This is a genomic window from Prosthecobacter sp., from assembly GCF_014879935.1.
GTDB lineage: Bacteria > Verrucomicrobiota > Verrucomicrobiia > Verrucomicrobiales > Verrucomicrobiaceae > Prosthecobacter.
The window spans coordinates 17,887-42,266 of record NZ_JACSRD010000146.1 but is presented as its reverse complement, the minus strand read 5'-3'; the positions used below and the strand labels follow the sequence as shown (position 1 = coordinate 42,266).

Below are 24,380 nucleotides of genomic sequence, written 5' to 3'. Positions count from 1 at the left end.
AACGAATACAAAGTTGACCCCAAAAAAACCGATGGTGGGATTGGCGTTGCTGCCGGGAAAGCCAAAAGGCGCTGTTTCATAGGCACTGTTGGCATATCCGACCTTAGAGTCCGATGTGAACCCCGTGGGATCCTGACAAAAGCCATCAGAACTTTCCACGCTCGCCCCGATACGATAGAGCACCCCCGCAGACAGCACCAAAGGTGAGGAAAGTTCGACATATCTGAACCCACCCGTCAGCGGCGCGGTGGTGCCTGAGGGAACTGACTCAGATGCCAGGAGCGTTAATCCAGTGTTTTGCCAAATGCCGACTTGATGGCTCACCGCCAATCCGTCGTCACCGTTGTCCCAGAAGCCCACATGTGTCACAGTAATTGACGAAGACGGCGTGAAGGTGAACCCAACTGTCCCGGTAAAATTGGTCCTGACAGTGCCCGGTGCCGTGAACTGAACGGCTGTGCCGGCATAAAGGGTTCCCAGCAAAACTGGAGTTAGCACGACCAGCAGCCGGCTTCGAGCAACCAAGGCGTTAAGCAGAGCGCGGGTTGAGCGCAGGAGGGAGGAACGAGTGTTCATGGCAGGAGCAGGATTGAGGCAGCAGGACCAAACAGAGGGAATCAAAAGGCGCAGGAAACCTGCTTTCTGCGGCCAGGAGGAAACCCGGGCGCAAAGCTGTCCCGTGAGGTGGAAGCACCGCGGTTGAAGCATGCGGGAAAAGAGGCGGATGCGGGACATGGGCAGAAAAGCAGAAATTACCGGCGGCCATCTGTAGCAAGTCCCGCTCCAAAGCCAAGCTCTAAGTAGTGACTTAGTTCACGCAATCTCAGAATTATGCCTTGATGCGCGGTAATCCATTCAGCCTCAAGGCCTTGCAGCGAATCCACCCCTGCTCCCTCGCCGTGCCTGAATTCCCAAATGTCCTGCCTTTCGTGGAAAATACAGCCACAGACCTCCTCCCCCGCCCCGGTCCACGCGCTCAGTGATCTTCCAGAGGGTGCCTGCGGCGAAACTCGCACCAGACCACCCCTCTTTTCCCCTGACCCCCAGCCGGAACCCGCGCCAGGGTCGGCATCAGAACTCCACTCGCAAAACGATGAAGCCTCGTCCATGGGACAACCAACTCAGCCCATGATCCCCGCCGTCATCGTCCCAGGCCACCGCGTCGCGTCCGGTCTGAATGAAAACCCCAAGTATCCCGGCGGCACCGTTCGCATGCAGCTCCCGCATTTCGCGGCGCTGGGGCTGGATCTGGGCGCATTTTATCCAGGCACGCTGAACGTGAGCATCGCGCCCTTCAGCTATCGGATCGGCAGGGCACGGCACACGTTCCGGCAGTTGAAATGGCATCCGGAGGACCCGGCGGAGGATTTTCGTTCTTTGACGTCGCGGTGCATCGCGAAGACGCGCCGCCCGTGAGCGGCTGGATCTACTTCCCGCATCCCGACACGAAACCCACGCATTTCCAGACGCCGGACGTGCTCGAACTGCTGCTGCCGTGGACAGAAGGACTCGGCTACGGCACCCGCATCCGGCTGGATGTGCCTGCGGAGCAGATGAGCTTCCGGTCCGAATGAAAGCCTGGACGGCTTGAGCAAAGCCGGTCAAAGCGTGACCACCATGCCGCGGAGCCGAGGATCATCTCGTTGGGGACCGAAGAAAGCATGCAGGCCATTGAGCAGGCGCGGGACAATGGTGCCAACGCGTTTTGCGCCCTCTTAACGGTTTCCCAAGGGTGGTGCACGATGATCGAATCAGCGCCGCCGCACTCCACGCCATGCTGGAAGCCCCCGACCTGCCCGAGTTGATCGAACAGGGGCAGCATGCTTTGGCGAACGAAAGGAAGTCACGGGAGAAACTTTACGAGGACATCACGCCCGAGCACAAATGGGAATGTCAGGCTCGTTGATGCGACTTTTGCGGGGCATCAGGAAGCAGTCGCCAGAAGCCGTGAGGCAGCAACGAGCATTTCAACGTAATGTGGGACGCGATGCCGCGTTTTGCCTTCCCATGTCCACCCGCCGTCATTTCCTCCAAACCGCCGCCCTGGGCGCCATCGCCGCGCCGAACGTTTTGCGGGCGCAAGACTCGAAGCAGAAAATCCGCGTGGCCTGCGTCGGCATCGGGCAGATGGGCAATGGTGCGGTCAGCGGGGCGCGTGACGAGGAGATCGTCGCCTTTTGTGATGTGGACTGGCGGAAACTCGGGACACGCAGCGCGGGCGTGATCGCGGAGAAGCATCCCAAGATCCCGAAGTTCACCGACTTCCGCGAGATGCTGGACAAGAAGGGCTCTGAGATCGACGCCGTGCTCATCTCGACGCCGGACCACACGCACTTCGCGGCGGCGATGGCTGCGATGGAGGCGAAGAAGCACGTTTTTGTGCAAAAGCCGCTCGCGCACAACATCTGGCAGGTGCGCACGCTGCAGAAGGCCGCGAAGAAGCACGGCGTGCAGACGGTGATGGGCAACCAGGGCCACTGCTGGGAAGGCATCCGCCTGGTGAAGGAGTGGTTCGAGGCCGGTGTGCTCGGCGAGGTGAAGGAGGTGCATTGCTGGACCGACCGTCCTTCGGGCAAGGTGGGGTTTGCACAGACGTTTCCGACGGAGATTCCCAAAAGTGAGCCCGTGCCGGAAGGTCTCGATTGGAAGCAATGGCAGGGCCCCGTGGCCGACGCGGAATACAGCGCGCAATACCTGCCGCAATTCTGGCGCGGCTGGTGGAACTATGGCTGCGGCGGGCTCGGCGACATCGGCTGCCACTGCCTTGATGCGCCATTCTGGGCGTTGCAGCTCGGCATGCCGGAGAAGGTGGAGGTGGTGGAGCAGACGCCGGGCAATTTGAAGGCTTACACCGCGCCGAAATCGCACATCATCTTCCACTTCGCCGCACGTGGCGAGATGCCGCCGGTGGAGATTCATTGGTATGAGGGCGGCCTGCTGCCCGAGGCGCTGCCGGGCATGGAAAAAGGCCTGCCTGACAACGGCATGATCATGAAGGGCAGCAAGGAAACGCTCTTCTCAGAAGGCATGCGTGTGCAAAGCCCGCAGCTCTGGCCTCGCGAACGCATGACGCCGATCATCGATGTGCTGCGTCGCAAACCGCTGCCGCGCTCGGTTGCGGGGGAGCCGATTGGCGAGCTTTTTGCTGCCATCCGGGGTGATATCCCGCACGCCGGCTCCCATTTCGATTACGCGTGCCCTTTGACCGAACTCGTGAACGTCGGCGTGCTGGCCATCCGCAGCGGCAAAACCATCGAATGGGACGCCGCGGCCATGAAAGTCAAAGACGCCCCCGAATTCGACTCCTGGATCAAAGAGCCTGTTCGCGAAGGATGGAATTACGGTGAAGATTTGTGGAAAGCATGACCCCTCATCGAATGCGCACGACCTTGTCCGCCATCCTGACCATTTTCACCGGATGCCTCCACGCCGGGACACCACCGAAGTTCGCCTCTTTTCTCGATCAGCACTGCGTCGAATGCCACGACGCGGACGTGAAGAAGGGCGGCCTCGATTTGACCGCCTTGCACTTTGACAAGCTCGACGCCGCCTCGCTTAAAACCTGGCAGCACGTCTTCGAACGCGTGCGCGATGGCGAGATGCCGCCGAAGAAGAAGCCGCAGCCGGAAAAGGCGGAGAAAGACGGCTTTCTCGCTGCCCTGAAGACGCCGCTGGTCAAGGCGGATGCCGACGACATCGCGGCCAATGGCCGCGTGCGGAGCCGCAGGCTGACACGCACGGAGTATGAGCACACGATTCACGATCTGCTCGGCATCGACATCCCGCTGAAGGACCTGCTGCCGGAGGATCGCGCCTCGCATGGCTTTGAGACGGTTTCCGACGGCCAGCAGCTTTCGCATCATCAACTGGCCCGCTACCTGGATGTGGCGGATCTGGCGCTGGACGACGCCTTCTCGCGCGCCCTGGAGGGCGACAAGCCTTTCTCACGCTTCACCACTGCCAAGGACACGACACAAAACGGCCGCGGCAATTACCGCGGGCCGGATTTTCGCGGCGGACGCAGCATCTCATGGCCGATCGGGCTCCAGTTCTTCGGGCGCATGAATGCCACGCGTGTTCCTGATGGCGGGTGGTATCGGATCACGCTGAAGGACGTGCAGGCGATCAATCCCGGACCCGATGGCGCGGCGTGGGGCACGCTGCGCTCCGGTGAGTGCGAGTCGAACGCGCCGATGCTCTACATGATCGGCCTGGTCGAGGCGACCGCGCAGCCGCGGGACATGGTTTTCGAGGCGTGGATTCAGGAAACGCACCGCCTGGAACTGCGTCCGAACGATGGGGAGAACAAGGTGGCGCCCACGGGGGCCAAGGGCGGCAACGTCAGCTTCATCGGCCGCGATCTTGAGAAGGAAGGCTATCGCGGCATCGCGCATCGGGGCATTTTGATGGAGCGCATCCACCCTTATGCCGATGGTGCGACGGTGCGCCGTCATCTTTTCGGCGATGTCGATCCAAAGAAGGGCACAGCGGAGGATCTTGACCGTTTGGTGGGCGAATTCGCACGGCGTGCGTTCCGTCGGCCCGAAACAAAGGAGCATCTGGCTCCCTATCGCGACATCGGACGCAAGTCGCTCTCCGAGGGGGATTCGTTCACTGAGGCTTTGCGGGCCAGCTATCGTGCGATGCTGTGCTCACCGCGTTTTCTGACGTTCATCGAAGCTCCTGGCGCGCTCGATGATCACGCCATCGCCACGCGGCTGAGTTACGCATTGTGGGTGAGCATGCCGGACGGGCAGCTCATGAAGCTGGCGGACCGGGGCGAGCTGAACAAGCCGGCGGTGCTGACGAAGCAGGTGGAACGCATGCTGGCAGACAAAAAAGCGGAGCGTTTCATCGCGAGCTTCACCGATCAGTGGCTGAAATTGAAGGAGATCGACTTCACGACCCCTGACCCACGTCAGTTCCGCACGTTCGACACCGTGCTGCAGCAGTCGATGCTGCAAGAGACACGGACTTACTTCGCCGAAATGATCCGGAGCGACCTGGGCATCAGCCACTTCGTCGATTCCAGCTTCACGTTCCTGAATGGTCGTCTGGCGCGGCATTACTTCGCCCGTGCGGACGCTGTGAAACCAACGGAAAAGGACAAGAAGCGGAAGGGGGCCAAACCGCAGCCACAGGACAAAACGACAGCTCGTGTCGATGTGGAGAGTGCCCTGCAATCGCTGGGTCTGGAGTCTGGCTCCGGCTTGCAAAAGGTGTCGCTGCCGAAAGACAGCCGACGGGGAGGACTGCTGACGCAGGGCGCCGTGCTGAAGGTCACGGCGGATGGCACGACGACCTCGCCTGTGGTGCGCGGGGTGTTCATCAACGAACGCATCCTCGGCGAGGCGATTCCGCCGCCACCGCCCGGTGTGCCTGCCATCGAGCCGGACATTCGCGGGGCGACGTCGATCCGCGACCAGCTCGACAAGCATCGCAACAACGAAAGCTGTGCGAGCTGCCATCAAACCATCGACCCGCCGGGTTTTGCGCTGGAAAACTACGATCCCGTCGGCGGCTGGCGCGCCAGCTACGGCATGGGCAAAGGCGCGAAAGTCGATCCATCGGGCAAAACGCCCGATGGCACGCCGTTCGACGACCTCGTTGTCTGGAAGGGCCTCTACAGCGCACGCAAGGCGCAGCTGGCCCGTGGCTTTGCCGCGCATTTCGTCACTTATGCAACCGGTGCCGCCCCGCGTTTCAGCGATGCCGCCGCGCTCGACCAGATCGTCACGGACACCGCAACATCCGACCACGGTCTGCGTTCGATCATGCGCGAGGTGGTGTTGAGCGAGGTGTTTCGAAGGAAGTAGCCACTTCTTGGCACTGGGTGACTCGCATTGGCAGGCCCTTCCAAAGCCAGCCCGCCATAAATATGATTTGCAATTCATATGAATTTACAAAACTTCCGCCATGCCCATCTCTTCCAACCAGCTCCGCAACCCATCCTTTCGCTTTCGTGACAAGGAACTCGCACTCATTCGCGACTGCTGGCAGAGCCGCCAAAGCGTGCTCCTGACCGGCATCCGTCGCACTGGCAAGAGCTGGGTGGCCAAAGAGGCGCTGGTGCGGCATGCCGATGCGGGAGGTCAGATCGGATTCCTCAATGTTCAGGACTACACGAGCTTGCATGACTTCTACCGCGATCTGCTACGGGAGATGCCCAAATCCCTGCTAGCAGAGACCACAGATTTGCTCAAAACGCTCGGCAGCGTCCCGGACAAGCTCATGGGGTGGCTTCGCGAGCATGTGGGCAAGGTGGGCATCCCGGATGGTCCCGTGATCGAGTTTCAGGCACCCGAATCCCTGCCGCGCTACTGGCAGCCGCTCGTGGAGGCGCTGGGCCAGGTTTTGTCAAAGCATCCGGCGGAAAAGCTGCCTGTTCTCTGCATCGACGAGCTACCTTTCCTCCTCGAAAATCTCATCCGGGCCGGAGTGCCAGATGTGGAGCTGACGGTAGCGCTCGCCAGCCTGCGCAAGCTCCGCGATGCCGGTCTTCGCATGATCATCGCAGGCTCCATCAGCATGGAAAACCTGCTTACTCTGCACGGCATTCCAGATACCGTGCTCGGAGGGCTCTTTCGCCTGCCGATCCGGCCATTTTCCAAAGAGGAAGCGCAGGAATACCTCGCCAGCCGTCTCCAAGGAAAAACAGCCTCAAAGCCCGCTCACATCGAATCGACGCTCCAGATCCTGCCTGACTTCGTTCCCGAGTTCTTGAACATTACCACGCAATACCTCTCGCAAATGCGCCCACAGGATTCGCTTGAGGCGCTGATGCACGATGACGTGCTTCCTGCCATCAACCGCTCCTTCCTCCAGCAATTCCGTGAGAGGCTCTCGAAGCACTACTCTCGCGAAGAACTCCCCATCGCCGAGCAAGTGCTCGACACCATCGCGCGGGCCAAAACAGCCGCTGGAGCGAGGTTGAACGGCAAAAAGCTGCCCGAAGGCTACCGCCGGGTCGTGCAGATGCTGCAATACGACAACTTCATTCTCGAAGGAGCCGACTTTCGCTGGCTCTTCAGCCTGAACCTCCTTCGGCAGTGGTGGCGGGCCGAGCGCGGCGTGAGCTGAATTTGGAAAAAAACCTCCCACCATCCATGACCGCCGCCAAGGACATCCCGTGGTTCAATCCGCGTCAAATGAGCTCGGAAACCGTTCTGCGGCTCAGCACCGGACGGGAGGAGTTGCTGCATGATTTTTATCTTCTTGTCCGCCAGCGGCACCGGGAGCCAGCGGCAGGCCGCCACTGGCTCGTCACCGGGCCGCGTGGCGCGGGGAAGTCCTTCTTCCTCTGCCTCGTGCAGGCCATGTGGCCTAAGGTCATGACCGAAAGCGCCGCGTTTGTCCTGCTGCCGGAAGAACTGCCCAATGTCTATGCCCCGCACGAGTGGCTGCGCGAGGTGGAGAGGCTGCTCCCCGGCAAACCGCGTAGCAAAGGCAGCTCGCCCGCCTGGCAGACGAGTGAAAAAGACGAGGCCGCCGCCTGGGAGACTGCCTTGAAGTCCCTGCTCGAGGCTTTCACCGGCACGCTGCTCGTCATCGGGGTCGAAAACTTCGACATGCTGCTCCAGCAGGCCTTTGACTCGCCCGTCCGCGCCTCACGCCTGCGTTCGCTCATGGAAAACGAGCCGCGCATCATGCTCCTCGCCACGGCGGTTGAAGGAGAGTTTGACGAGGCCTATGAAAAAAGGCTCTTCCGGCAGTTTGAGCACCATCCCATGCCGCGCTGGAACGAGCTGGACCACCGTCACTACCTGACCCGTCGTGCCGAGTTGATTGGGAAAGTGCCCACGCAGCGCCAGCTCGCCCGCATTGATGCCTACAGCCGCTTCACCGGTGGCAGCGCCCGCGTGGCAGCCGTGCTTGCCTCCGCCATTCTCGACGAGCAGGACCCCGTCAGCGCCAGTGCTGACCTCACCGCCACGCTCGACCGCATGTCCGACTACTACCGCTCGCTCATCGAGCGCCTCCCGGCGAACACGCGCAAGGTCTTTGACGCTCTCATCCGCGGTGGCGAGCCCGCTTCGCAGGTCGAACTCGCCGCCCGTGTTCACGCCCGGCAAAATGACATCTCACGTGCCTTCCGCTGGCTCGTGGACTACGGCTACGTCGTCAATGAGCGCCGCCCTGGCAACAAGGAGCACTCCTACCGAGTCACCGACCGGCTTTTCGTCCAGTTCTACCGCATGCGCTACGTCGATCCTGACCAGCCCTGCCAACTAGCCATCCTCGCCGACCTGCTCGCCACCAGCATCGAGTTCCGCCACAAGTGGCACTTCGCTGAAGGCTACCTCGGCAGCGCCAAACCCGCCGAGGCCGAGTTCATGGCTAAACTCGCCTGCTCCGAACGCGGCGTGGATGTGAAGCTGCTGCCTGAGAGCATGCGAGACGCGGAAAGCTTGGTTCGGCTGGGCCGAGAATGGCTTTGGATGGATGAAGTGCTATTCACAGGCCAGGACATGCCCACATTTTACGCGCAGGTTTTCGACAGATTCAAAACCGATGAGGAACTTCGGACGGCATGTGAGCAGGCGAAGCATCTGGCAGATGCTGCTATTACTGTAGAAAGCGAGCGACGGCCGCTCCAGCTACTAGCTGGAATGCCAGTTTCTTCAGTCATAAAGTATCATTTCCACGCTAGCCTACTGAAGCAGCACTCTGCCGATGACAGGAAAAGAACTCTTTCCCGGTTTTCCCAGTCAGCGGAAGCTTTGCAATCTGTCTTCACAAATTCGGAATGGGTTCATGCATTGGTCGAACTCGATTCAGCATATCCCCTCGCCTCTTCATTGACGGAAGCATCTGATTTTGCGTTCCAGCATCTAGATGGATTGGCGGGCCCAACCATCCAACAAGCCGCCGAATGGGCCGCCCGAGCAGTTTGCCTGTGGGCAAATGCAGGCATTCGAGAAACAACAGCGAAATCCTGGATGCTGGCAGAGCACTTTTTGCTTCAGCTCAGCAGGGGGCAGAACGCGCAACAACCTGCTCTGCGCATCCTAGCGCCGATTGAAGAGGTTCTGAAGAAGATGGACCGCAAAGACGCCTGTCGAGCTTGTCGCTTGAAAGGCATCCTCCTCAAAGAATCCGAGCAGTTTGATGATGCGGTGAAGGCGTTCGAGGCATCGCTCGCGTTTGGCGATAATCACCCGATTTCGACCGTGGACAGCCTGGAGCAGATGGCTTGGTGCCTTGCGGCCACAGGCAAGACTGCTGAGGCGATGAAATACCAAAAGCAGGCTCTTCAAGCCTGGGAAGGCCAGCCACTAACAGAGCGCCTGGCGTATAATCACGGACAGATTGCACGCCATCTCTGCCGCCTTTCATCATTCGAATCCGCGTGGGACTATGCAACTACTCACAAAGGCACGAATTTGTTTGATTGGGATGTCACCGTTGAGGAGTTTGCCGAGGCAATCTGGGATGCTTGGAATGACAAAGGCGAAGCAGGAGCCTTCCAACTCGGAAAACGCATTCTCATCGCTCTAGGAACCGACGGGCTGAAAGAGCAATTCTTTATCTTTTTCAGAATAGTCGATGCCGGGCTTCCACTGAACTTGCTGCGTGACCTCTTTTCGGAGGGGGCAGGCATATTTACGCCCGCGACGTTTGAATCTGATGTTTTTAGAATGCTGGGCACCTGGCTGGACTATCTCGAAGCCAAACCGAAAGATCGACCTCGAATGCTCGGCCAGTTCGAGCCAGATTGGGCGCAAACCATTCAGTCATACTCGCAAAACCTTTCAGCACGAACTCGTCAACGCTACCAGCTTGCGAACACGAACCACTCAGCGTGAGAAAGCGATACGCAGCGAAAGCCGAAAGACAGATGAATCACCATCGTTGGCGCATTATCCCCCCATGAGCACCTTTACCTTTCAAAAACACCTTTCCCGCCGCGCCATGCTGCGGGGGGCCGGCATCACGCTCGGCCTGCCGTTGCTCGATGCGATGACGCCTGCCTTTGCGGCTGCCCGGGAGACGAGGCAGGCGAAACGCTTTGTCGGCATGAGCCTGGCGCTCGGTTTGCACAATCCGAACCTGGTTCCGGAAGGAGCCGGCACGGATTACAAGCCATCGCGTTACCTGACGTCGCTGCAGGACATCCGGAACGACTTCACCATCGTGTCCGGTTCGTCGCATCCCGGGGTTTCGGGCGGCCATTCGGCCGAAGGGAGCATCTTTTCAGCCTGCCCGAATTCACGCGGAGCCACATCGAGGAACACCATCTCACTCGACCAATACATGGCGAAGCATCTGGGGCATGAGACGCGCTTTCCCTCGCTGGTGCTGAATACAAACAGCCAGAGCAGCCCGAGCTACACGGAGAACGGCTCGATGATCCCGGCGGAAAACAACGCGATGCGCCTGTTCACGCGCCTGTTTGTGAATGACACGCCCGCCGAGCAGGAGCGCCAGGCGGAACTGATCCGCCGTGGCCGCAGCGTGATGGATGTGGTGGGCGCGGAGGCGAAATCGCTCATGCGCGAGGTCGGCTCCGGCGATCGTGACAAGCTGGACGCCTGGTTCACCAGCGTGCGCGAACTGGAGCAACGCCTCGCCGCGAACGAGGCCTGGACGCACAAGCCGAAGCCCAAAGTGAGTCTCGCCGCCCCCACCAAGATCCCGCGTGACAACGAGGTGGAGGTGGACCGCATCTTCCTCGACATCGTCCACATGGCGTTGGCGACGGACAGCACGCGCTTCGTCACACTGCATGTGACCGGAAACAACGTGAACGGCATCGAAGGCGTGGATGAGAGCTATCACACGCTCAGCCATCACGGGATGGACGAGGAGAAGCTGACGCAGCTCTCCCTGGTGGAGCAGGGCGTGGTGAACACGTGGGGCTCCTTCATCCGCAAGCTGAAGGCGGACAAGCTTCTCGACGAGACGATGGTCGTCCTGACCTCGAACCTGGGCAATGCGAGCAGCCACGACAACAAGAACATGCCGCTGCTCTTCGCCGGCGGTGGCTTCAGGCATGGGCGTCACCTGGCGTTCGACCAGAAGAACAACTACCCGCTGCCGAACCTCTACCTGAGCGCCCTGCATCGTCTCGGCATGCAGGATGAGACCTTCGCGACGAGCACGGGCGAGATGAGCGGGCTGGACATCGTGTGATGATGCACAGGCCGCCGTTTCACCGCAGCGTCACCGGCTGCGGGCGCTGATAGACGACGGAATCCATCGCCTGCTCGAGTTCCAGCCTGCTGAGCAGCGGAGCCAGGTCGGGATGCTGCGCCACGTCCTCGACTTTGCGCATCTGCATCAGGCCCGCGAAGTCCTGGCGGTCGATGGCATTCTGCACGTCCTTGTCATACCCGAGTTCGACCAGCCGCGGATGGTTCAGGGCCTGTGCGGTGGCGGGACTTTGTGCGGCGAGCCGCTGCCACATGCTGCCTTCCGGCCAGAGAATGAGCAACCGGGCCAGGTTTGCCGTGGCCTTGATGTCGTAGGGGTCGAATTTCGCCGACAGCTTCCCGAAAGGTGTCCCGTCCATGCGTTGGCTGAGGCTGTGCCAGATCGACTTGGCCTGACTTTCCAAAGCACCGCCCTTCTTCACCATGTCGGCGGCGCTTTCCATGCCCTCCAGGTTGCCCATCAGCCGCAGCACCAAGGACGCGATCCACAGCAACGCTCCCGAGGGCAGGAAGCTCATCATCATGCCCTTCCAGCCAGCGATGCCGCCTGTCAGCCGCAGCAAACCAAAGCCGGCGACGAGATACAGCACGCCTTTGCAGAGAAAGAACGTCAGCAGCCCGGCCGCGACGCACAGCAGCAGCAGGTGATCCGTGCTGACATTGGTGTTTCCAAAGAACTGGGCGCGATGACGGAACACGTAATAAGCCGCGCCCACGGACACGGCCAGCGTCAGCACCCGCATGATCTGCTGCATCACGCCTTTCACGAAAGCAATGCCGGCCGCGAAGCACATGAAGCCGATGGTGGCCCACGTCACCCACGTGCTGGAGGGCACCTTCTGGACGGTTTCGAGGACTTCGTTGGCGGTCGCGGGCAGTGGCACGGCGGAAAAACTTGCGCGCATCGTAACACCTCCCGCCGCGCTGTCTCGCGGGAAATCACGCCAGCAGCTCAGCACAAATCCTGCATCGCCCGCAGCTTCGCATGGGCCGCTCCGCGATTCAGCAACTCCTCGGCAAGGGCTCTGCCAGCGGGAAGATCCGCCGCCTTGCCGGTGATCACAAAGCCCGCCGCCGCGTTCAGCACGGCGATGTCACGCTTCGCCCCCTTGATCGTGCCAGCGAGCACACCTTCGAGAATGATCGCGTTCTCACCCGCATCACCGCCGACGAGGTCCTGCAGCGATGCTTTGCCGAAGCCGAGCGCCCTCGGGTCGATCTTCATCTCGTTCAAGACGCCATCCTTGAGTTCGCAAACGTCATTCATGTCGAGCGTGGAGAGTTCATCCATGCCCTGGCCGCCTCCGGCGCTGCCGTGGACGACCCACGCGCCCTTGCGACCGAGCTGCACCAGGATCTCGCCAAACGCCCGCGTCAGCTTCGGATCGAACACACCGATGAGCTGGTAATCCGGCCGCCCTGGATTCAGCAGCGGTCCCAGCACGTTGAAAATCGAGCGCTGGCCCTCCGCGGCGAGCATCTTCCGCGCCTCGGCCACCGCCTTGAAGGCCGGATGGTAGAGCGGCGCAAAAAAGAACCCGAGGCCGATTTGTTCGATGCCACGCACCACGGTGGCCACCGGAAGGTCAATCTTGATGCCCAGCGCCTCCAACACATCCGCGCCGCCTGCTTTCGAAGTGATGCCGCGGTTGCCATGTTTCGTCACACACACGCCGCCGGCAGCCAGGATGAACATCGCCGTGCTCGACACATTGAAGAGATGCAGCTTGTCCCCGCCTGTGCCCACCACATCGAGCATCGGGCCGGGCAGCTTGGCGCGATCCAGGCACGGATCGACGGCCAGCTTCAAAAACTCCCGCACAAACGACGCGATTTCCGCCGGCGTCTCGCCTTTCCGGGCCAGCGCCCGCAGAAAATCCGCCTTCGCCACCGACTCGACCGCAAGATCGACCAGGCCGGCCGCCGCCTGCGCGATCTGGCCGTCGTTAAGATGCACGTGGGAGAGAAGCTGGCTGGTGAGCGATTCCATGATTTGATTTTGAATGCCGCCCCGTGTTTAGCAACCCTCGAACTTGAAACTCAAAACACTTTGAACTCGAAACCGATCCTCGGCATCGACCTCGGCACCACGAACTCCCTCGTCGGCGTCGTGGACAGCGGCTTTCCGATCCTGCTGGCCGATGAGAACGGTGATCGCAGCACACCGAGTGCCGTCGTGTTTGGTGAGGATGGCAAGATCACCGTCGGCGCCGCTGCATTACGGCAACGGGCGCTGCACCCCGCACGCACCATCACCTCCGTGAAACGCCTCATCGGCCGTCGTCCGGGCGAAGGCGGATGGGTGCCGCCTTACGTGCTCAGCGATTTGAAGACGACGCCTGTCGAAGTTTCGGCGGAGATCTTGAAGCACTTGAAGGCCATCGCCGAACAAGCGCTGGAACAAGGCGTGACGCAGGCCGCCATCACCGTGCCGGCTTACTTCAACGACGCTCAACGCAACGCCACCAAACGCGCGGGCGAACTCGCCGGACTCGAAGTCGTTCGCATCTTGAGCGAACCGACCGCCGCGGCGCTCGCCTACGGCCTCGACAAGCTTTCCGAGCATCAAAAGATCGCTGTCTATGACCTCGGCGGCGGCACTTTCGACATCAGCGTGCTCGAAATGCGCGACGGCGTCTTCCAGGTGCTTTCCACCGCGGGTGACACGCAACTCGGCGGCGATGATCTCGATCGCTTGCTCGCTCAATTCGTCGCCGAGCGGTTAAACCTGCCCGCCAACGACATCCGACTCATCGAGGCGGCTGAACTGGCCAAAAAACGCCTCTCCAGCGACGAAACGACGCGCATCGACATTCCACTCGCCGGCAGTCTCGAAATCAGCCGGGGCGAACTCGACAAACTAGCCCGGCCGTGGATCGAGCGCACCCGTTTGCACTGTCTGCGCGCCCTGAGCGACGCCGGCGTGAAGCCGGAGCAGCTCGATGAAATCATCCTCGTCGGTGGCAGCACCCGCATGCCGCTGGTGCGCGAATACGTGCGCGAGATCTTCGGTCGTGAGCCGAACACCTCACAAAATCCAGACGAGGCGATTGCCTTGGGTGCCACGATCCAAGCCGGCATCCTCAGCGGCAGCTTGCGCCAGGTTTTGCTGCTCGATGTCACGCCGCTCTCGCTCGGGATCGAAACGTTCGGCGGTTTGATGAACATCATCATCCCACGCAACACGACGATTCCCGCCAAAGCGGGCGAAATGTTCACGAATGCCGTCGCCAACCAGGATTCGATGCTGATCCGCATTCTCCAAGGCGAACGTGAGCTGGCGAAGGACAACTGGGAGCTGGGACGCATTGAAGTCCCCTTCCCCGCCGGCCCGAAAGGCAGCGCCCGGGTGGGCGTGCAGTTCAGCCTCGACGCGGACGGCATTCTCCACGTGCTGGCCCGTGACACGGCCACGAACACGGACACCACGCTCGAAATCCGCGGCACCGCCGTCGATGTCGCTGATGAACGCGTGGAGCAGATGATCGCCGAGAGCGTCGATTTCGCCTTCGAGGACATGAACGAGCGCATCTGGACCGAGGCGAAGCTGAAAGCCGAGGAACTGCTGCCCGCCGTGGATGCCGCGCTTGGCCAGCTTGGCGATGTCGTCAGCGCCGAGGAGAAACAAACCGTGCTGAATGCCGCCGCCTTGGTGCGATCCCTGCTCGAATCCGCCGAACACGACGCCAAGGCCCTCAAAGCCGCCACTCAACTCCTCGACGACGCCACCCAATCCCTCGCGGTGATGCTGATCGACCGTGCGATGGAGGAGTCGCTGGAGCGACGCGGCCTGGTTTGAGTTTTTTAGGATTCCCAAGAGGGCGTGCGGCAGATACGTTCTGCAGCGAACCCCATTTTTTCACCGGTCATGAATGAGAATCCTCAACGCGAAGAGACTTCTTCCTCCGGAGGCGTGGTGCGCTGGGTGCCGCCGGCTCCGGAGCACCTGCACGCGATGCTGCCGCAGTACGACGAATGGACCATGCTGGGGTGTGGCGGGATGGGTGCGGTTTACCAAGCGCGGCAGACTTCGCTGGACCGGCTGGTGGCCATCAAGGTGCTGCCTCCACAGGCGGCGGAGGACGAGGCGGAGTTCGTGGAGCGCTTCACCAACGAGGCACGCACGATGGCGAAGATGAACCACACGGGGATCGTGTCCGTGTATGACTTCGGCGCGACCGCCGACGGCCTGCTTTACTTTGTGATGGAGCACATCGACGGCACGGATGTGGCGAAGATGATCCAGGCGCAGGGCCGCCTGACGCCGGACCACGCCCTGGCGGTCACGGCGCATGTGTGCGACGCCCTGGCATACGCGCACGAGCACGGTGTCATCCACCGGGACATCAAACCGGCCAACGTTCTCATCAACATGGAGGGGGCGGTGAAGGTGGCCGACTTCGGCCTGGCACGGATGCACGATCCTGCGCAGACCAGCGGCCTCACGCAGGGTGGGATGACGATGGGGACGCCGGATTACGTGGCGCCGGAGGCCTTGATCACCAACATGATGGTGGACGGCCGTGCTGATCTCTACGCGGTGGGCGTGATGCTCTACAACATGCTGACCGGGGAGATCCCGCGCGGCTTTTTCAAGCTGCCGAGCGAGAAGACGGGCTGCGACACGCGCTTCGATGCCATCGTGCGCAAGGCCATGGAGCAGGACGTGGCGAAACGCTACCAGAGCGCCCGCGAAATCCGGCGTGATCTCGACCAGATCCTCACCGTGCCGGTGGCGAAGGCCCGGACCCAGCCGCAACGCCAGGCAGGCATGCCGCCGCGCCCGCGTCCGCAGCCGTTCACCCCGCCGCCGCAGCAAGGCGCCCCATGGGGCCTCATCATGACGGCGGTCGTGGTGTTGGGCGGCGCGGCATTCTTTTTCCTGCGGAGCGGCGATTCGAAAAAACCGTCGTCCGACGTCACGACGGTCGAAAACAAGCCCGCGCCGACGGATTCGAACGATGCGAAGCCGGTCGCAACGGCGACGATCCCTTCTCCGCCGCCAACTCCTCCGCCGCCCATGCCCGTCGTGGTGGAATCCGCTCCCGATGCCCCCAAAGGCAGTCCTTTGACGAACTTTCCTGTGCTGAGCCACAACGGACATCATTATCAGGTGGTGGAGCAGCGCATGAGCTTCAGCACTGCGGTCAAACACGCGGAAAGTCTGGGTGCCCACCTGCTTACCGTCACCAGCCAGGAAGAGCAGGAGTGGCTGGAGCGTGTGATGCCGGTGTATGTGCAGGAGGTGTCCGCCCGCATGGTCACGATTGGAGCGATTCGTGAGAAAGGTGTGTGGCGCTGGATCACCGGGGAGCCGTTTGAATACACCCGCTGGGCTTCCGGCCCGAAGGACCAGGAGCCCGAGAAGACCTTCGTGCTCAAGATGACGCTCGGCACCGACCCGGTGCTCGGCTGGGGCAGCGGATTCGAAACCGCCGGCCGCTCGTTCATCATCGAGTGGGATGGGAAGACGCAAACGGCACCCACCACACCCGCACCGATGCCGGAGCCTGTCGTGGAAAGTGAAGGAGCGAAGCGTCTGCGTGAGCTGGATGCGAGCTTCCACGCCGCGTTGGAGCGCGATGTCCTTGCCGTTCATCGAAGCGCCCTGGCCGATCTGAACTCCAAGTATGCGGCAGCGCTCGACCGTGCGCTGGCCGCTGCCTCTCAGGAGTCCGAGAGCCTCGTCCTGCGGGCCGAGAAAGACCGTGTGGCTGCTCAAAGTCCGCTGCCGCCCGACGACGCGGCGGATCTGCCCGTGTCGCTGAAAAATCTGCGTTCCACCTATCGCACCAGCCTTCGTCCCATCGAACTCGCCCGCCACAATGGGGTGATCAATCTGTTCCTGAAATACGAAGAGTTGCTCAAAGCCACCGAAGCGGAATGGACCCAGGCGGGGAAGAGCGACGACGCCAGTCTGGCTGCGCAACGCATCCGCAACCTGGCGCGGCAAAAGCTCACGGTGCTCGACGAAGCCCGGGAACTGCTGCCCGGAGGCAAGGAACTCGTGCTCAACCGTGGCGAGCGCTTCACGACTGCAGAAAGCTTCCAGCCGCCGCTGGTGCTCACGATCACGGCCAAGACGCAGAAGAACAATCTACGGCTGGCCTACACGGCGAAGCAGGTGATCTTCAACTGGGAGCGCAATCAGGACGAACTGCGGATGGACGCAGACTTTGCAGGTGGACGTCACGCCGCCGGCAAGGGCCGCATTCCCGAGGACACCTTCGTCACCATCACGTGGCGGGTCATGCCCCACATGCAGAGCCTCAACGTGAACGGCGAACGACGCTACCTGCACTTCGGCGACTATTCCAAGCTGAACAAACCGCTGGAGATCTTCGGGCTCGACGACGTCGTGACGATCAAATCCATCCAATTGAAGGAAGTGGACCTTCAAACGCTCGAAAATGAGGTGTCGAGCGTGCCGGAGCTGAAGGAGCCGCTGCTGCACAAGCTGGAGTGGGCCGGCAAACTCACCCTGCCGGCCGGCACCTACCGTCCGCTGCGCCGGATCGACATCGGAGCGCCCGGCAAGAAGGACCCGAAGGCCAATTACGACGAGCAGCGGTGCGATGTGACCAGCCTGCCCGGCATGCGCATCGAGAATGTGCGATTCCACATGCGCGAAGGCTCGTGGAAGACCGACGGCGGACACTTTCGCGATGTGAAGGTCACTGCGGACCTTGGCGGCAGTTTCGAGGCGAAAAACAGCCTCTTCCAGGACTGCGCGTTTGCCAAAGAAGGGGGTTGGTTCACCGCCTACTTCAGCAGCCGCTGGAATTTCGCCAACTGCGTTATCACCGGTGGCTTCATGCAGAACTGGAAGATCGGTGACGTGGGCATGAAACTGGACGGCTGCACGATGCACGATGCGGATTTGGTCCCCATCGTCTTCAAGGAGGACGCGGGCATGGAGGTGACGAAGGACTGGCTCAGCATCCAGAACTGCCGCTTCATCAACTGCCGCGTGCCGGAGAGCTTCGCGCTGGCCACGCGGAACTGCGTCTTTGAAAAATGCACCTTCGGAGAGCCGGAGGAGAAGCTGCCGGTCAAATCCCCGCTGAAAGCGGTCGTTTATGTGCAGGACTGCCTGAACCAGCCCAAAGCGGGTGCCGGACGCAGCATCGAAGCCCGCCCGACGGCGCAACTCGCATCACCCGTCGGCGCGACGCTGCCACATGTCTTCCAGCGCGGGCGGCTGGACTTTCAAACTCCACCCCGCTGAGCGTCAACGCACAGCGCCAGTGCCGTTCTGGCGGAAGTACTCGTCACGCATGCGGCGGAGTTCCTCCAGACGGGAGGAGATCGCCGAGTGCTCGCGCTCCTTCTCGACCTTCTGCTGATGAACGAAGTGGTTGTTCGTGCCGAAGGTGCGCCAAGGACCGGCGGGAACCTCGCTGACATCCACAAAGCGCCAGTCGCAGCGTGACATGCTTTTCAGGCCCAGGTAATCGCGGATGGCGGGGGAGATGTCGATGCCCGCGCCGTTGTTGCTGGTGTTTTTCGGCCGTGAGTTGCCAAAGACGTACTCATGGTCGTCGGTGACGAACGGGCCGCAATCCTCCCACTGGGCGTAGCAGACGCGGTTGCCGTGACGGATCGCCACCCACTGGCCTTTGAGCACCGTACGGCCGGAACGGGTGAAGCGGGTCTTGAACCAGGGGATGATTTTTGACGCCTCAGGCTTGTGCGAGTTGTAGTCGATGCAGTCGTTGTACGGCAGCGCCACATAGAACGGGTTTTGTTTCGGCGTGAAACCGATCGGCGTGAAGGCTTCCGTGCGCTTGGTTGGATCGGGGTCGTCGTAGCCGCCGAAACTCTCCATCCACTTGGTGTCCCACGAGCTTTTGTCGTTCGGCGTGGGGTTGTTTTCCGTCGGCTCCTCGCCCACCCAGAACACGGTGGCCACGATGTCCAGCTTCCACGGATACCTCGCGTAGCCGAGGTTGGGGATCCCTCCCGTGCTGAAACTTGGAACGGCGATGCTGATGTTCCGGGTCGTCTCGGGCTTGCTGGGAGACGGCGGCCGGACCTGGATGGTTTTTGCGGCCGGACTGGCACCGGTCTTCTTCAGCGCGGCCACAGCACCCGCAGCGGAGACCGAACCCGCCCCCTGGCCGACAGCCGGCATGGCGGCAGCCAGCGAGGCGACACTGATCAGGCAGTAAAGATGTCCGACAGGCATGGGGTTGGCAAAGTTTTGGGAATTGTAACAGGTAAAGGGCAGAACCCGCAATGGGTAATTCGCAGTCCACCTTGCGGGGAGGATGCTGGACACAGCCGAGGCACAACCGTTCAAAACGACCGCGAAGCCGCCCTCGACGGTGGCTTCAGTAGCGTCTCAGGGTGGTGTCCTGCGGACTCCTGGAGTCGTCCGGCTGCGGGTAGTCGAGCGTGAAATGCAGCCCGCGGCTTTCGTGGCGGCGGATGGCGCATTCGACGATGAGGGAGGCGGTTTCAACGAGGTTGCGCAGTTCTAGGATCTCGCTCGTCACGCGGTTGTTCCAGTAAAACTCCTGTACCTCGCGTTTGAGGTTCCGCAGACGGGCGGCGGCGCGTTGGAGGCGCTTGTTGGTGCGCACGATCGAGACGTAGTCCCACATCAGGCGGCGGATCTCATCCCAGTTGTGGTAGATGACGACGAGTTCGTCATTTTCCACGACGCCGCTGACCTGCCAGGGCCGCAGTTCGTAGCTCTGCTCGGCTTTTTTGCCCGGCGGAATCTTTTTGAGGAGGTGATTCACGGCCCGATACGCGGTGACACAGCATTCGAGCAGCGAGTTGCTCGCCAGACGGTTCGCACCATGCAATCCGGTGCAGCCGACTTCACCCACCGCGCACAAGCCGCGGATGTTGGTGGCGCCGTTCACATCGGTCAAAACACCACCGCACTGATAATGCGCAGCGGGAACGACGGGGATCGGCTCTTTCGTGATGTCGATCCCGACTTCAAGGCAGGCCTTCTGGATGTTCGGGAAGTGGTGTGCGATGAAGTCTGCCGGCTTGTGGCTGATGTCGAGGTACACGCAGGGACCGCCGGTGCGCTTGATCTCGTGGTCGATGGCACGCGCCACGATGTCACGCGGGGCGAGCGACCCACGCGGGTCGTAACTCTGCATGAACTCCTCGCCGTCCTTGCCGATCAGACGCGCTCCTTCACCACGCATGGCCTCGGTGATCAAAAACGAGCGCTTCTGCGGATGGTAGAGACAGGTCGGATGGAACTGGATGAACTCCATGTCCGAGATCGTCGCTCCGGCCCGCCAGGCCATCGCCACGCCATCGCCCGTCGCCACCCGTGGGTTCGTCGTGTACAAATAAACGCGTCCGCAGCCGCCGGTGGCCAGGATGACACGATCCGAGCGGAAGGTGTGCACCTCACCCGTGGTTTCATCGAGCACGTAGAGCCCGAGCACGCGATCCTCGGACACGAGGCCCAGTTTCGCCGTCGTGATGAGGTCGATGGCGTAATGATTCTCGTAAATCGTGATGTTTGGCTTCGCGCGAACGGCCGCGAGCAGCTTTTCCGTGATCTCGCGCCCGGTGGCATCGGCGGCATGCAGCACACGACGGGCGGTGTGGCCGCCTTCCTTGGTCAGATCGAACTCCAGATGGCCGCTCTCGGACTCACGCTGGTCAAAATGAACGCCCCACTTCACCAGTTCGGCAATGCGGGCCGGCCCCTCGCTCACGATCGTGCGCACCGCGCTCTCCTTGCACAAACCGGCGCCGGCAATCAGCGTGTCGCTCACGTGTTTCTCGATGGAGTCGTTCTCCGCCGTGACGCAGGCGATGCCGCCCTGCGCCCAGTTCGAATTCGAATCGAGCGCGCCTCTTTTCGTGATCATCACCACGTTCCCATGCTCCGAGGCATGTAACGCCGCGCTAAGGCCACCCGCGCCGGTTCCGACGATGATGAAATCGGATTCGATCATGAAGAGAATAGGCTGGAGTCTTCGTCCATGTCTGGCGGAGATGTCAAACCCGCTGCAAGGGCTTCTTCACGCGAAAACTGGGCCATTTGCAGGTCGAGCGCGATGATATCCGCCTCGGTGGTGATGAAATTGTCCGCCTTGGCATCAACGATCACCGTGCCATCCGCGTCGCGATACCAGCCGAAATACGAGCGTGTCACAGGTTCAAAGCCTTCGTCGTTGAGAAAAGCGGCGATGTCCGAGGGAGTCGTGTCCCGGACCCTGTCCAGCCAGTCTTGGGAGATGATAAAGGAAGGCTCGCCTGCGGGCTGCCCGATGATCATGCTGGGCTTTTCCGACACACAGACTCCCTCCAACCGGATGTCGCTGGCGAACACACGGATCTGCAGCGCCATGCGCCGCAGGTACTCGGAGGGCGTGGCGTTTCGTCGTCCAAGGCGGCCGTTATCGGGGCAAGGCACCTGGCCGTAAAAACCCGCCCATGTGCGCTTCCATGCACGGTTTTGGTCTTTGTGATACCGCACCTCATGTTCACTGGTGCTGTTGGAGACAAGCGCGCAGATTTCAAATTCCCGCCCGTCAGTCAGGACGCCTCGTTCCCGTGCCCACTCTGCAAGATGTGCCGTTTCGCCTCCGCGAGGTGCTGTCGCACTTGTTCCGCCGCCTGTTCGCCGTTGAAGGTCTTCCGCGGCAGAGTGGAAAGCACGCGCCTGGCTTTCAAGACGCGATTCGAGGGCGGAAGGAGCTTCGTCATGGTTCAAAACGAGTAACGGATGTTTGGATGAATCTGGTTTCGCCCGCAGGATGCGTCAATCAGGAGTTCACCACGCCCACTGCACGCCGAAACGGCCTGCGAGAGCCATGAGATCATCGCGCATCGCCCATTCGTCGGCACGCGGTTCCATGTCACCCGGATGACGCTGGCTGGCGCCTTTGAGGGCCATGCAGCCGGTGTTGTCGCCGATTTGACGGATGGTTTCGATCTCTTCCTTGCTCAGGCATTGCTCCGGCAGTGCGGCGAGGTCGTCGAGCTTGCTCTCAATGCTGCGCGCACCTTCGCCGTGCTCCTGGATGAGCGTGGGGACGACACTTTTCACGGCTGTGTTCCCCAAAGTCCACAAGCAGGCGAGCTGTAGCATGCTCAAACCGTGCTTCTGCGCGATGGGGCGCACTTTTTCGAGACGCTCCACGCCGTGCTCGATCCACTCGCCGGGGCGGTGCGTGCGATGATCGCCATCGCGGAATTTGTGGCCGGGCTTCACGTCATCGTGGAAGAGACCGCCGTAATCGACGACGCGGGCGAGGATATCGACCTTGTTCTTCTCCGCCGCGGCGAGCACGTGCTGACCGGGCCAGGGCTCGAAGGGATTCAAAATGATCATCGCCCAGTCCATGCGGTCGCCGTAGCGCTCGAAGCACTCGATCATGTCGAGCGTGAAGCCGTTCGCCGGTCCGGGAGCAATGCCGAGACGGTCGGTGAGGCCTTCATCGCGGATATTGGTGAAGGCATCCCACACTTTTTCGCTCGTGTAGCTGATGCTGTCCGGGTTGTGAAGCATCAGGAGATCAAACTTGCTGGTCTGGCAACGTTCGAGGCTCTTTTCCGTCGCCATCTTGAGGTAGTCGTAATACTTCTCCGGCCCGCGCAGCGTGGGATCGGTGAAGCGCGGGTAGCCGCGGGAGCCCTGGCGGATGCCTTCGTAAATGTCGTGGCCCACGATGCCGACGAGGCAGTATTCCTCACGCGGGATGCCTTTCAGCGCCTCGCCCAGCAGGGCATCGGCACGACCCACGCCATACACATCCGCGGTGACGAAGGTGCGCACACCCTTGGCAAACGAATCGCGCATGAGCTGCATGTAGTGCTCTTCGGAGAGTTGTTCGCCGTAGTGCATGAAGCGGCCGCCACTCCAGGTGCCGTAAGCCGTGCGTGTGAGATTCATAGGAGGTGAGGTTGGGGTTTGAGGGGCTGGATACATAGCGGTTCCGCCCGGTGTTTCAAACAAGGATGCTTCCGGTCCGGCCAGAAGCACAGGAAATGGCAAGATCGGCTGGATTTACGCGGTCTGGGCCTTGTCAGCCTCCTTGACGATCAGGTCGGCGATTTTCTCGGCGGAATTCTTCACCGCGAGCTTCTGCGCCGCCTTCTTCATGTCGCCAGCCTTCCGCGTGTCATTCACGATGCTCCGCACGGCGTCGGCGAGCGAGTCGGCGTTCAAATCGCTCTCCTTGATCATGCGACCAGCACCCACCTGGTCGAAAATCTCCGCGTTCCGCGTCTGATGATCCTCAGCGGCATACGGATAAGGCACCAGCAGGCTCGGCACGCCGAAGTAAGCCAGCTCCGACATCGACGAGGCCCCTGAACGTGCGACGGCGACATCCGCTGCGCGATACGCCAGATCCATGCGATGGCAGAACGCGGCCACATGCTGCTTCAGCATCGGGATCTTCGCATAAACATCACGCACCTCCTCGTAATCGGTCGGTCCGGCGATGTGCAGCACCTGGATGCCCATGCTCTCGAATTGCTCGAGCGCCATGCCCACCGCGCGGTTCACGCCACGAGCTCCCTGGCTGCCGCCCATGACGAGCAGCGTACGCCTGTCCTTGTCCAGCTTGAAAAACGCCCTCGGGTCGTCGCCGTTCTGCTGCTTCATGCTGCTGCGGATCGGCGTGCCGACGACACGCACATCGCCGTGTTTCGGGAAGTGCTCTTTGCAGGCTTCGAGCCCGCACAGCACGATGTCGCTGAAGCGGGCGTTCAGGCGGTTCGCCTTGCCGGGGATCGCATTGCTTTCGTGAATCAAGGTGCGGCAGCCTTCCTTGCGGCCCGCATAAAGCGGCGCGAACGACGTGAAGCCGCCCATGCCGAGCACCACTTTGACATCATGATCCCGGATGATCTGGCGGCAGCGTTTCGTGCCCTGCCACAGTCCTTTCAAAAAGCCGATCATCTTCGGCGACCACGGCTTCGGCATGGCCAGGAACGGCATTTTCTCGAAGCGCAGCTCCTTGTGGCCGGAGGCGGCCAGGGAATCGATTTTCTTTTCGCTGATGAGCAGCGTGACGTCATGGCCGCGTGAGGCGAGCACCTCACCCACGGCGATGCCGGGGAACAAATGCCCCCCGGTGCCGCCACACGCAATGAGCACGTGGACGGACTTCGGATTTTTCTGTTTCACTGAGATTCAAAAGGCTGAAAGGGTTGAACCGGAAGCACTTCGCGGGTCCCGTTGACCCTGGCGGAGGACGACCCCGGCAAAGCTGAGGAAAGCCACGAAGCGTC

General features: G+C 61.4%; 18 protein-coding genes. 10 read left to right on the top strand and 8 right to left on the bottom strand.

The genetic code is table 11. The annotated features are described in order from the left end of the window. The first annotated feature begins 1,128 nt into the window (after positions 1 to 1,128). From IAE77_RS13530 to IAE77_RS13495, 8 genes are all read left to right on the top strand, one after another. On the top strand, positions 1,129 to 1,416 hold the full coding sequence (locus tag IAE77_RS13530) for a hypothetical protein (protein WP_294227342.1): 288 nt from the start codon (positions 1,129 to 1,131) through the stop codon (positions 1,414 to 1,416). Continuing rightward, entirely contained in the window at positions 1,413 to 1,574 is a 162-nt protein-coding gene (locus IAE77_RS13525; RefSeq protein WP_294227339.1) for a hypothetical protein, read from the top strand. The genes IAE77_RS13530 and IAE77_RS13525 overlap by 4 nt, the downstream gene beginning before the upstream one ends. A 200-nt stretch (positions 1,575 to 1,774) precedes the next feature. Next, on the top strand, positions 1,775 to 1,906 hold the full coding sequence (locus IAE77_RS13520) for a hypothetical protein (protein ID WP_294227338.1): 132 nt from the start codon (positions 1,775 to 1,777) through the stop codon (positions 1,904 to 1,906). A gap of 101 nt (positions 1,907 to 2,007) precedes the next feature. After that, positions 2,008 to 3,366, top strand: a complete 1,359-nt coding sequence (locus IAE77_RS13515; protein WP_294227336.1) for a Gfo/Idh/MocA family oxidoreductase — start codon at positions 2,008 to 2,010, stop codon at positions 3,364 to 3,366. After that, positions 3,363 to 5,816, top strand: coding sequence for a DUF1592 domain-containing protein (locus tag IAE77_RS13510; RefSeq protein ID WP_294227334.1), 2,454 nt, complete (start codon positions 3,363 to 3,365; stop codon positions 5,814 to 5,816). Before IAE77_RS13515 ends, IAE77_RS13510 begins: the two co-directional genes overlap by 4 nt. Before the next feature lie 100 nt (positions 5,817 to 5,916). After that, the gene (locus IAE77_RS13505) at positions 5,917 to 7,080 is read left to right on the top strand and encodes an AAA family ATPase (protein ID WP_294227332.1); all 1,164 of its coding nucleotides are present in this window, start codon (positions 5,917 to 5,919) and stop codon (positions 7,078 to 7,080) included. Positions 7,081 to 7,568: 488 nt separating this feature from the next. Then, entirely contained in the window at positions 7,569 to 9,806 is a 2,238-nt protein-coding gene (locus IAE77_RS13500; protein WP_294227330.1) for a tetratricopeptide repeat protein, read from the top strand. Positions 9,807 to 9,870: 64 nt separating this feature from the next. Then, the gene (locus IAE77_RS13495) at positions 9,871 to 11,133 is read left to right on the top strand and encodes a DUF1552 domain-containing protein (RefSeq protein WP_294227328.1); all 1,263 of its coding nucleotides are present in this window, start codon (positions 9,871 to 9,873) and stop codon (positions 11,131 to 11,133) included. 19 nt (positions 11,134 to 11,152) lie between these two features. On the opposite strand, the gene IAE77_RS13490 is transcribed toward IAE77_RS13495, so the two are convergent. Both IAE77_RS13490 and trpD read right to left on the bottom strand, forming a co-directional pair. Beyond that, the gene (locus tag IAE77_RS13490; protein WP_294227325.1) at positions 11,153 to 12,037 is read right to left on the bottom strand and encodes a hypothetical protein; all 885 of its coding nucleotides are present in this window, start codon (positions 12,035 to 12,037) and stop codon (positions 11,153 to 11,155) included. 68 nt (positions 12,038 to 12,105) lie between these two features. Then, the gene (gene trpD, locus IAE77_RS13485; protein ID WP_294227323.1) at positions 12,106 to 13,143 is read right to left on the bottom strand and encodes an anthranilate phosphoribosyltransferase; all 1,038 of its coding nucleotides are present in this window, start codon (positions 13,141 to 13,143) and stop codon (positions 12,106 to 12,108) included. Positions 13,144 to 13,203: 60 nt separating this feature from the next. On the opposite strand from trpD, the gene IAE77_RS13480 reads away from it, so the two are divergent. Continuing rightward, a complete protein-coding gene (locus tag IAE77_RS13480; RefSeq protein WP_294227320.1) occupies positions 13,204 to 14,952 on the top strand; it encodes an Hsp70 family protein in 1,749 nt (582 codons plus the stop codon). Between the two features lie 69 nt (positions 14,953 to 15,021). Next, positions 15,022 to 18,381, top strand: coding sequence for a protein kinase (locus IAE77_RS13475; protein WP_294227318.1), 3,360 nt, complete (start codon positions 15,022 to 15,024; stop codon positions 18,379 to 18,381). 3 nt (positions 18,382 to 18,384) lie between these two features. Here IAE77_RS13475 and IAE77_RS13470 read toward each other — a convergent pair whose 3' ends face one another. The 6 genes from IAE77_RS13470 to murG form a co-directional block, all read right to left on the bottom strand. Beyond that, on the bottom strand, positions 18,385 to 19,341 hold the full coding sequence (locus IAE77_RS13470; RefSeq protein WP_294227316.1) for a hypothetical protein: 957 nt from the start codon (positions 19,339 to 19,341) through the stop codon (positions 18,385 to 18,387). Positions 19,342 to 19,486: 145 nt separating this feature from the next. After that, complete coding sequence (gene nadB / locus IAE77_RS13465) at positions 19,487 to 21,091, bottom strand: L-aspartate oxidase (RefSeq protein WP_294227314.1); 1,605 nt, start codon at positions 21,089 to 21,091, stop codon at positions 19,487 to 19,489. After that, positions 21,088 to 21,486 carry a hypothetical protein gene (locus IAE77_RS13460; RefSeq protein WP_294227312.1) on the bottom strand — a complete coding sequence of 133 codons (399 nt, stop codon included), beginning with the start codon at positions 21,484 to 21,486 and terminating at the stop codon, positions 21,088 to 21,090. The genes nadB and IAE77_RS13460 overlap by 4 nt, the downstream gene beginning before the upstream one ends. A gap of 188 nt (positions 21,487 to 21,674) precedes the next feature. Beyond that, positions 21,675 to 21,845, bottom strand: coding sequence for a hypothetical protein (locus IAE77_RS13455; protein WP_294227310.1), 171 nt, complete (start codon positions 21,843 to 21,845; stop codon positions 21,675 to 21,677). Positions 21,846 to 21,912: 67 nt separating this feature from the next. After that, on the bottom strand, positions 21,913 to 23,034 hold the full coding sequence (locus tag IAE77_RS13450; RefSeq protein ID WP_294227308.1) for an aldo/keto reductase: 1,122 nt from the start codon (positions 23,032 to 23,034) through the stop codon (positions 21,913 to 21,915). Between the two features lie 114 nt (positions 23,035 to 23,148). Continuing rightward, positions 23,149 to 24,276, bottom strand: a complete 1,128-nt coding sequence (gene murG / locus IAE77_RS13445) for an undecaprenyldiphospho-muramoylpentapeptide beta-N-acetylglucosaminyltransferase (RefSeq protein WP_294227305.1) — start codon at positions 24,274 to 24,276, stop codon at positions 23,149 to 23,151. Between the last annotated feature and the right edge of the window lie 104 nt (positions 24,277 to 24,380).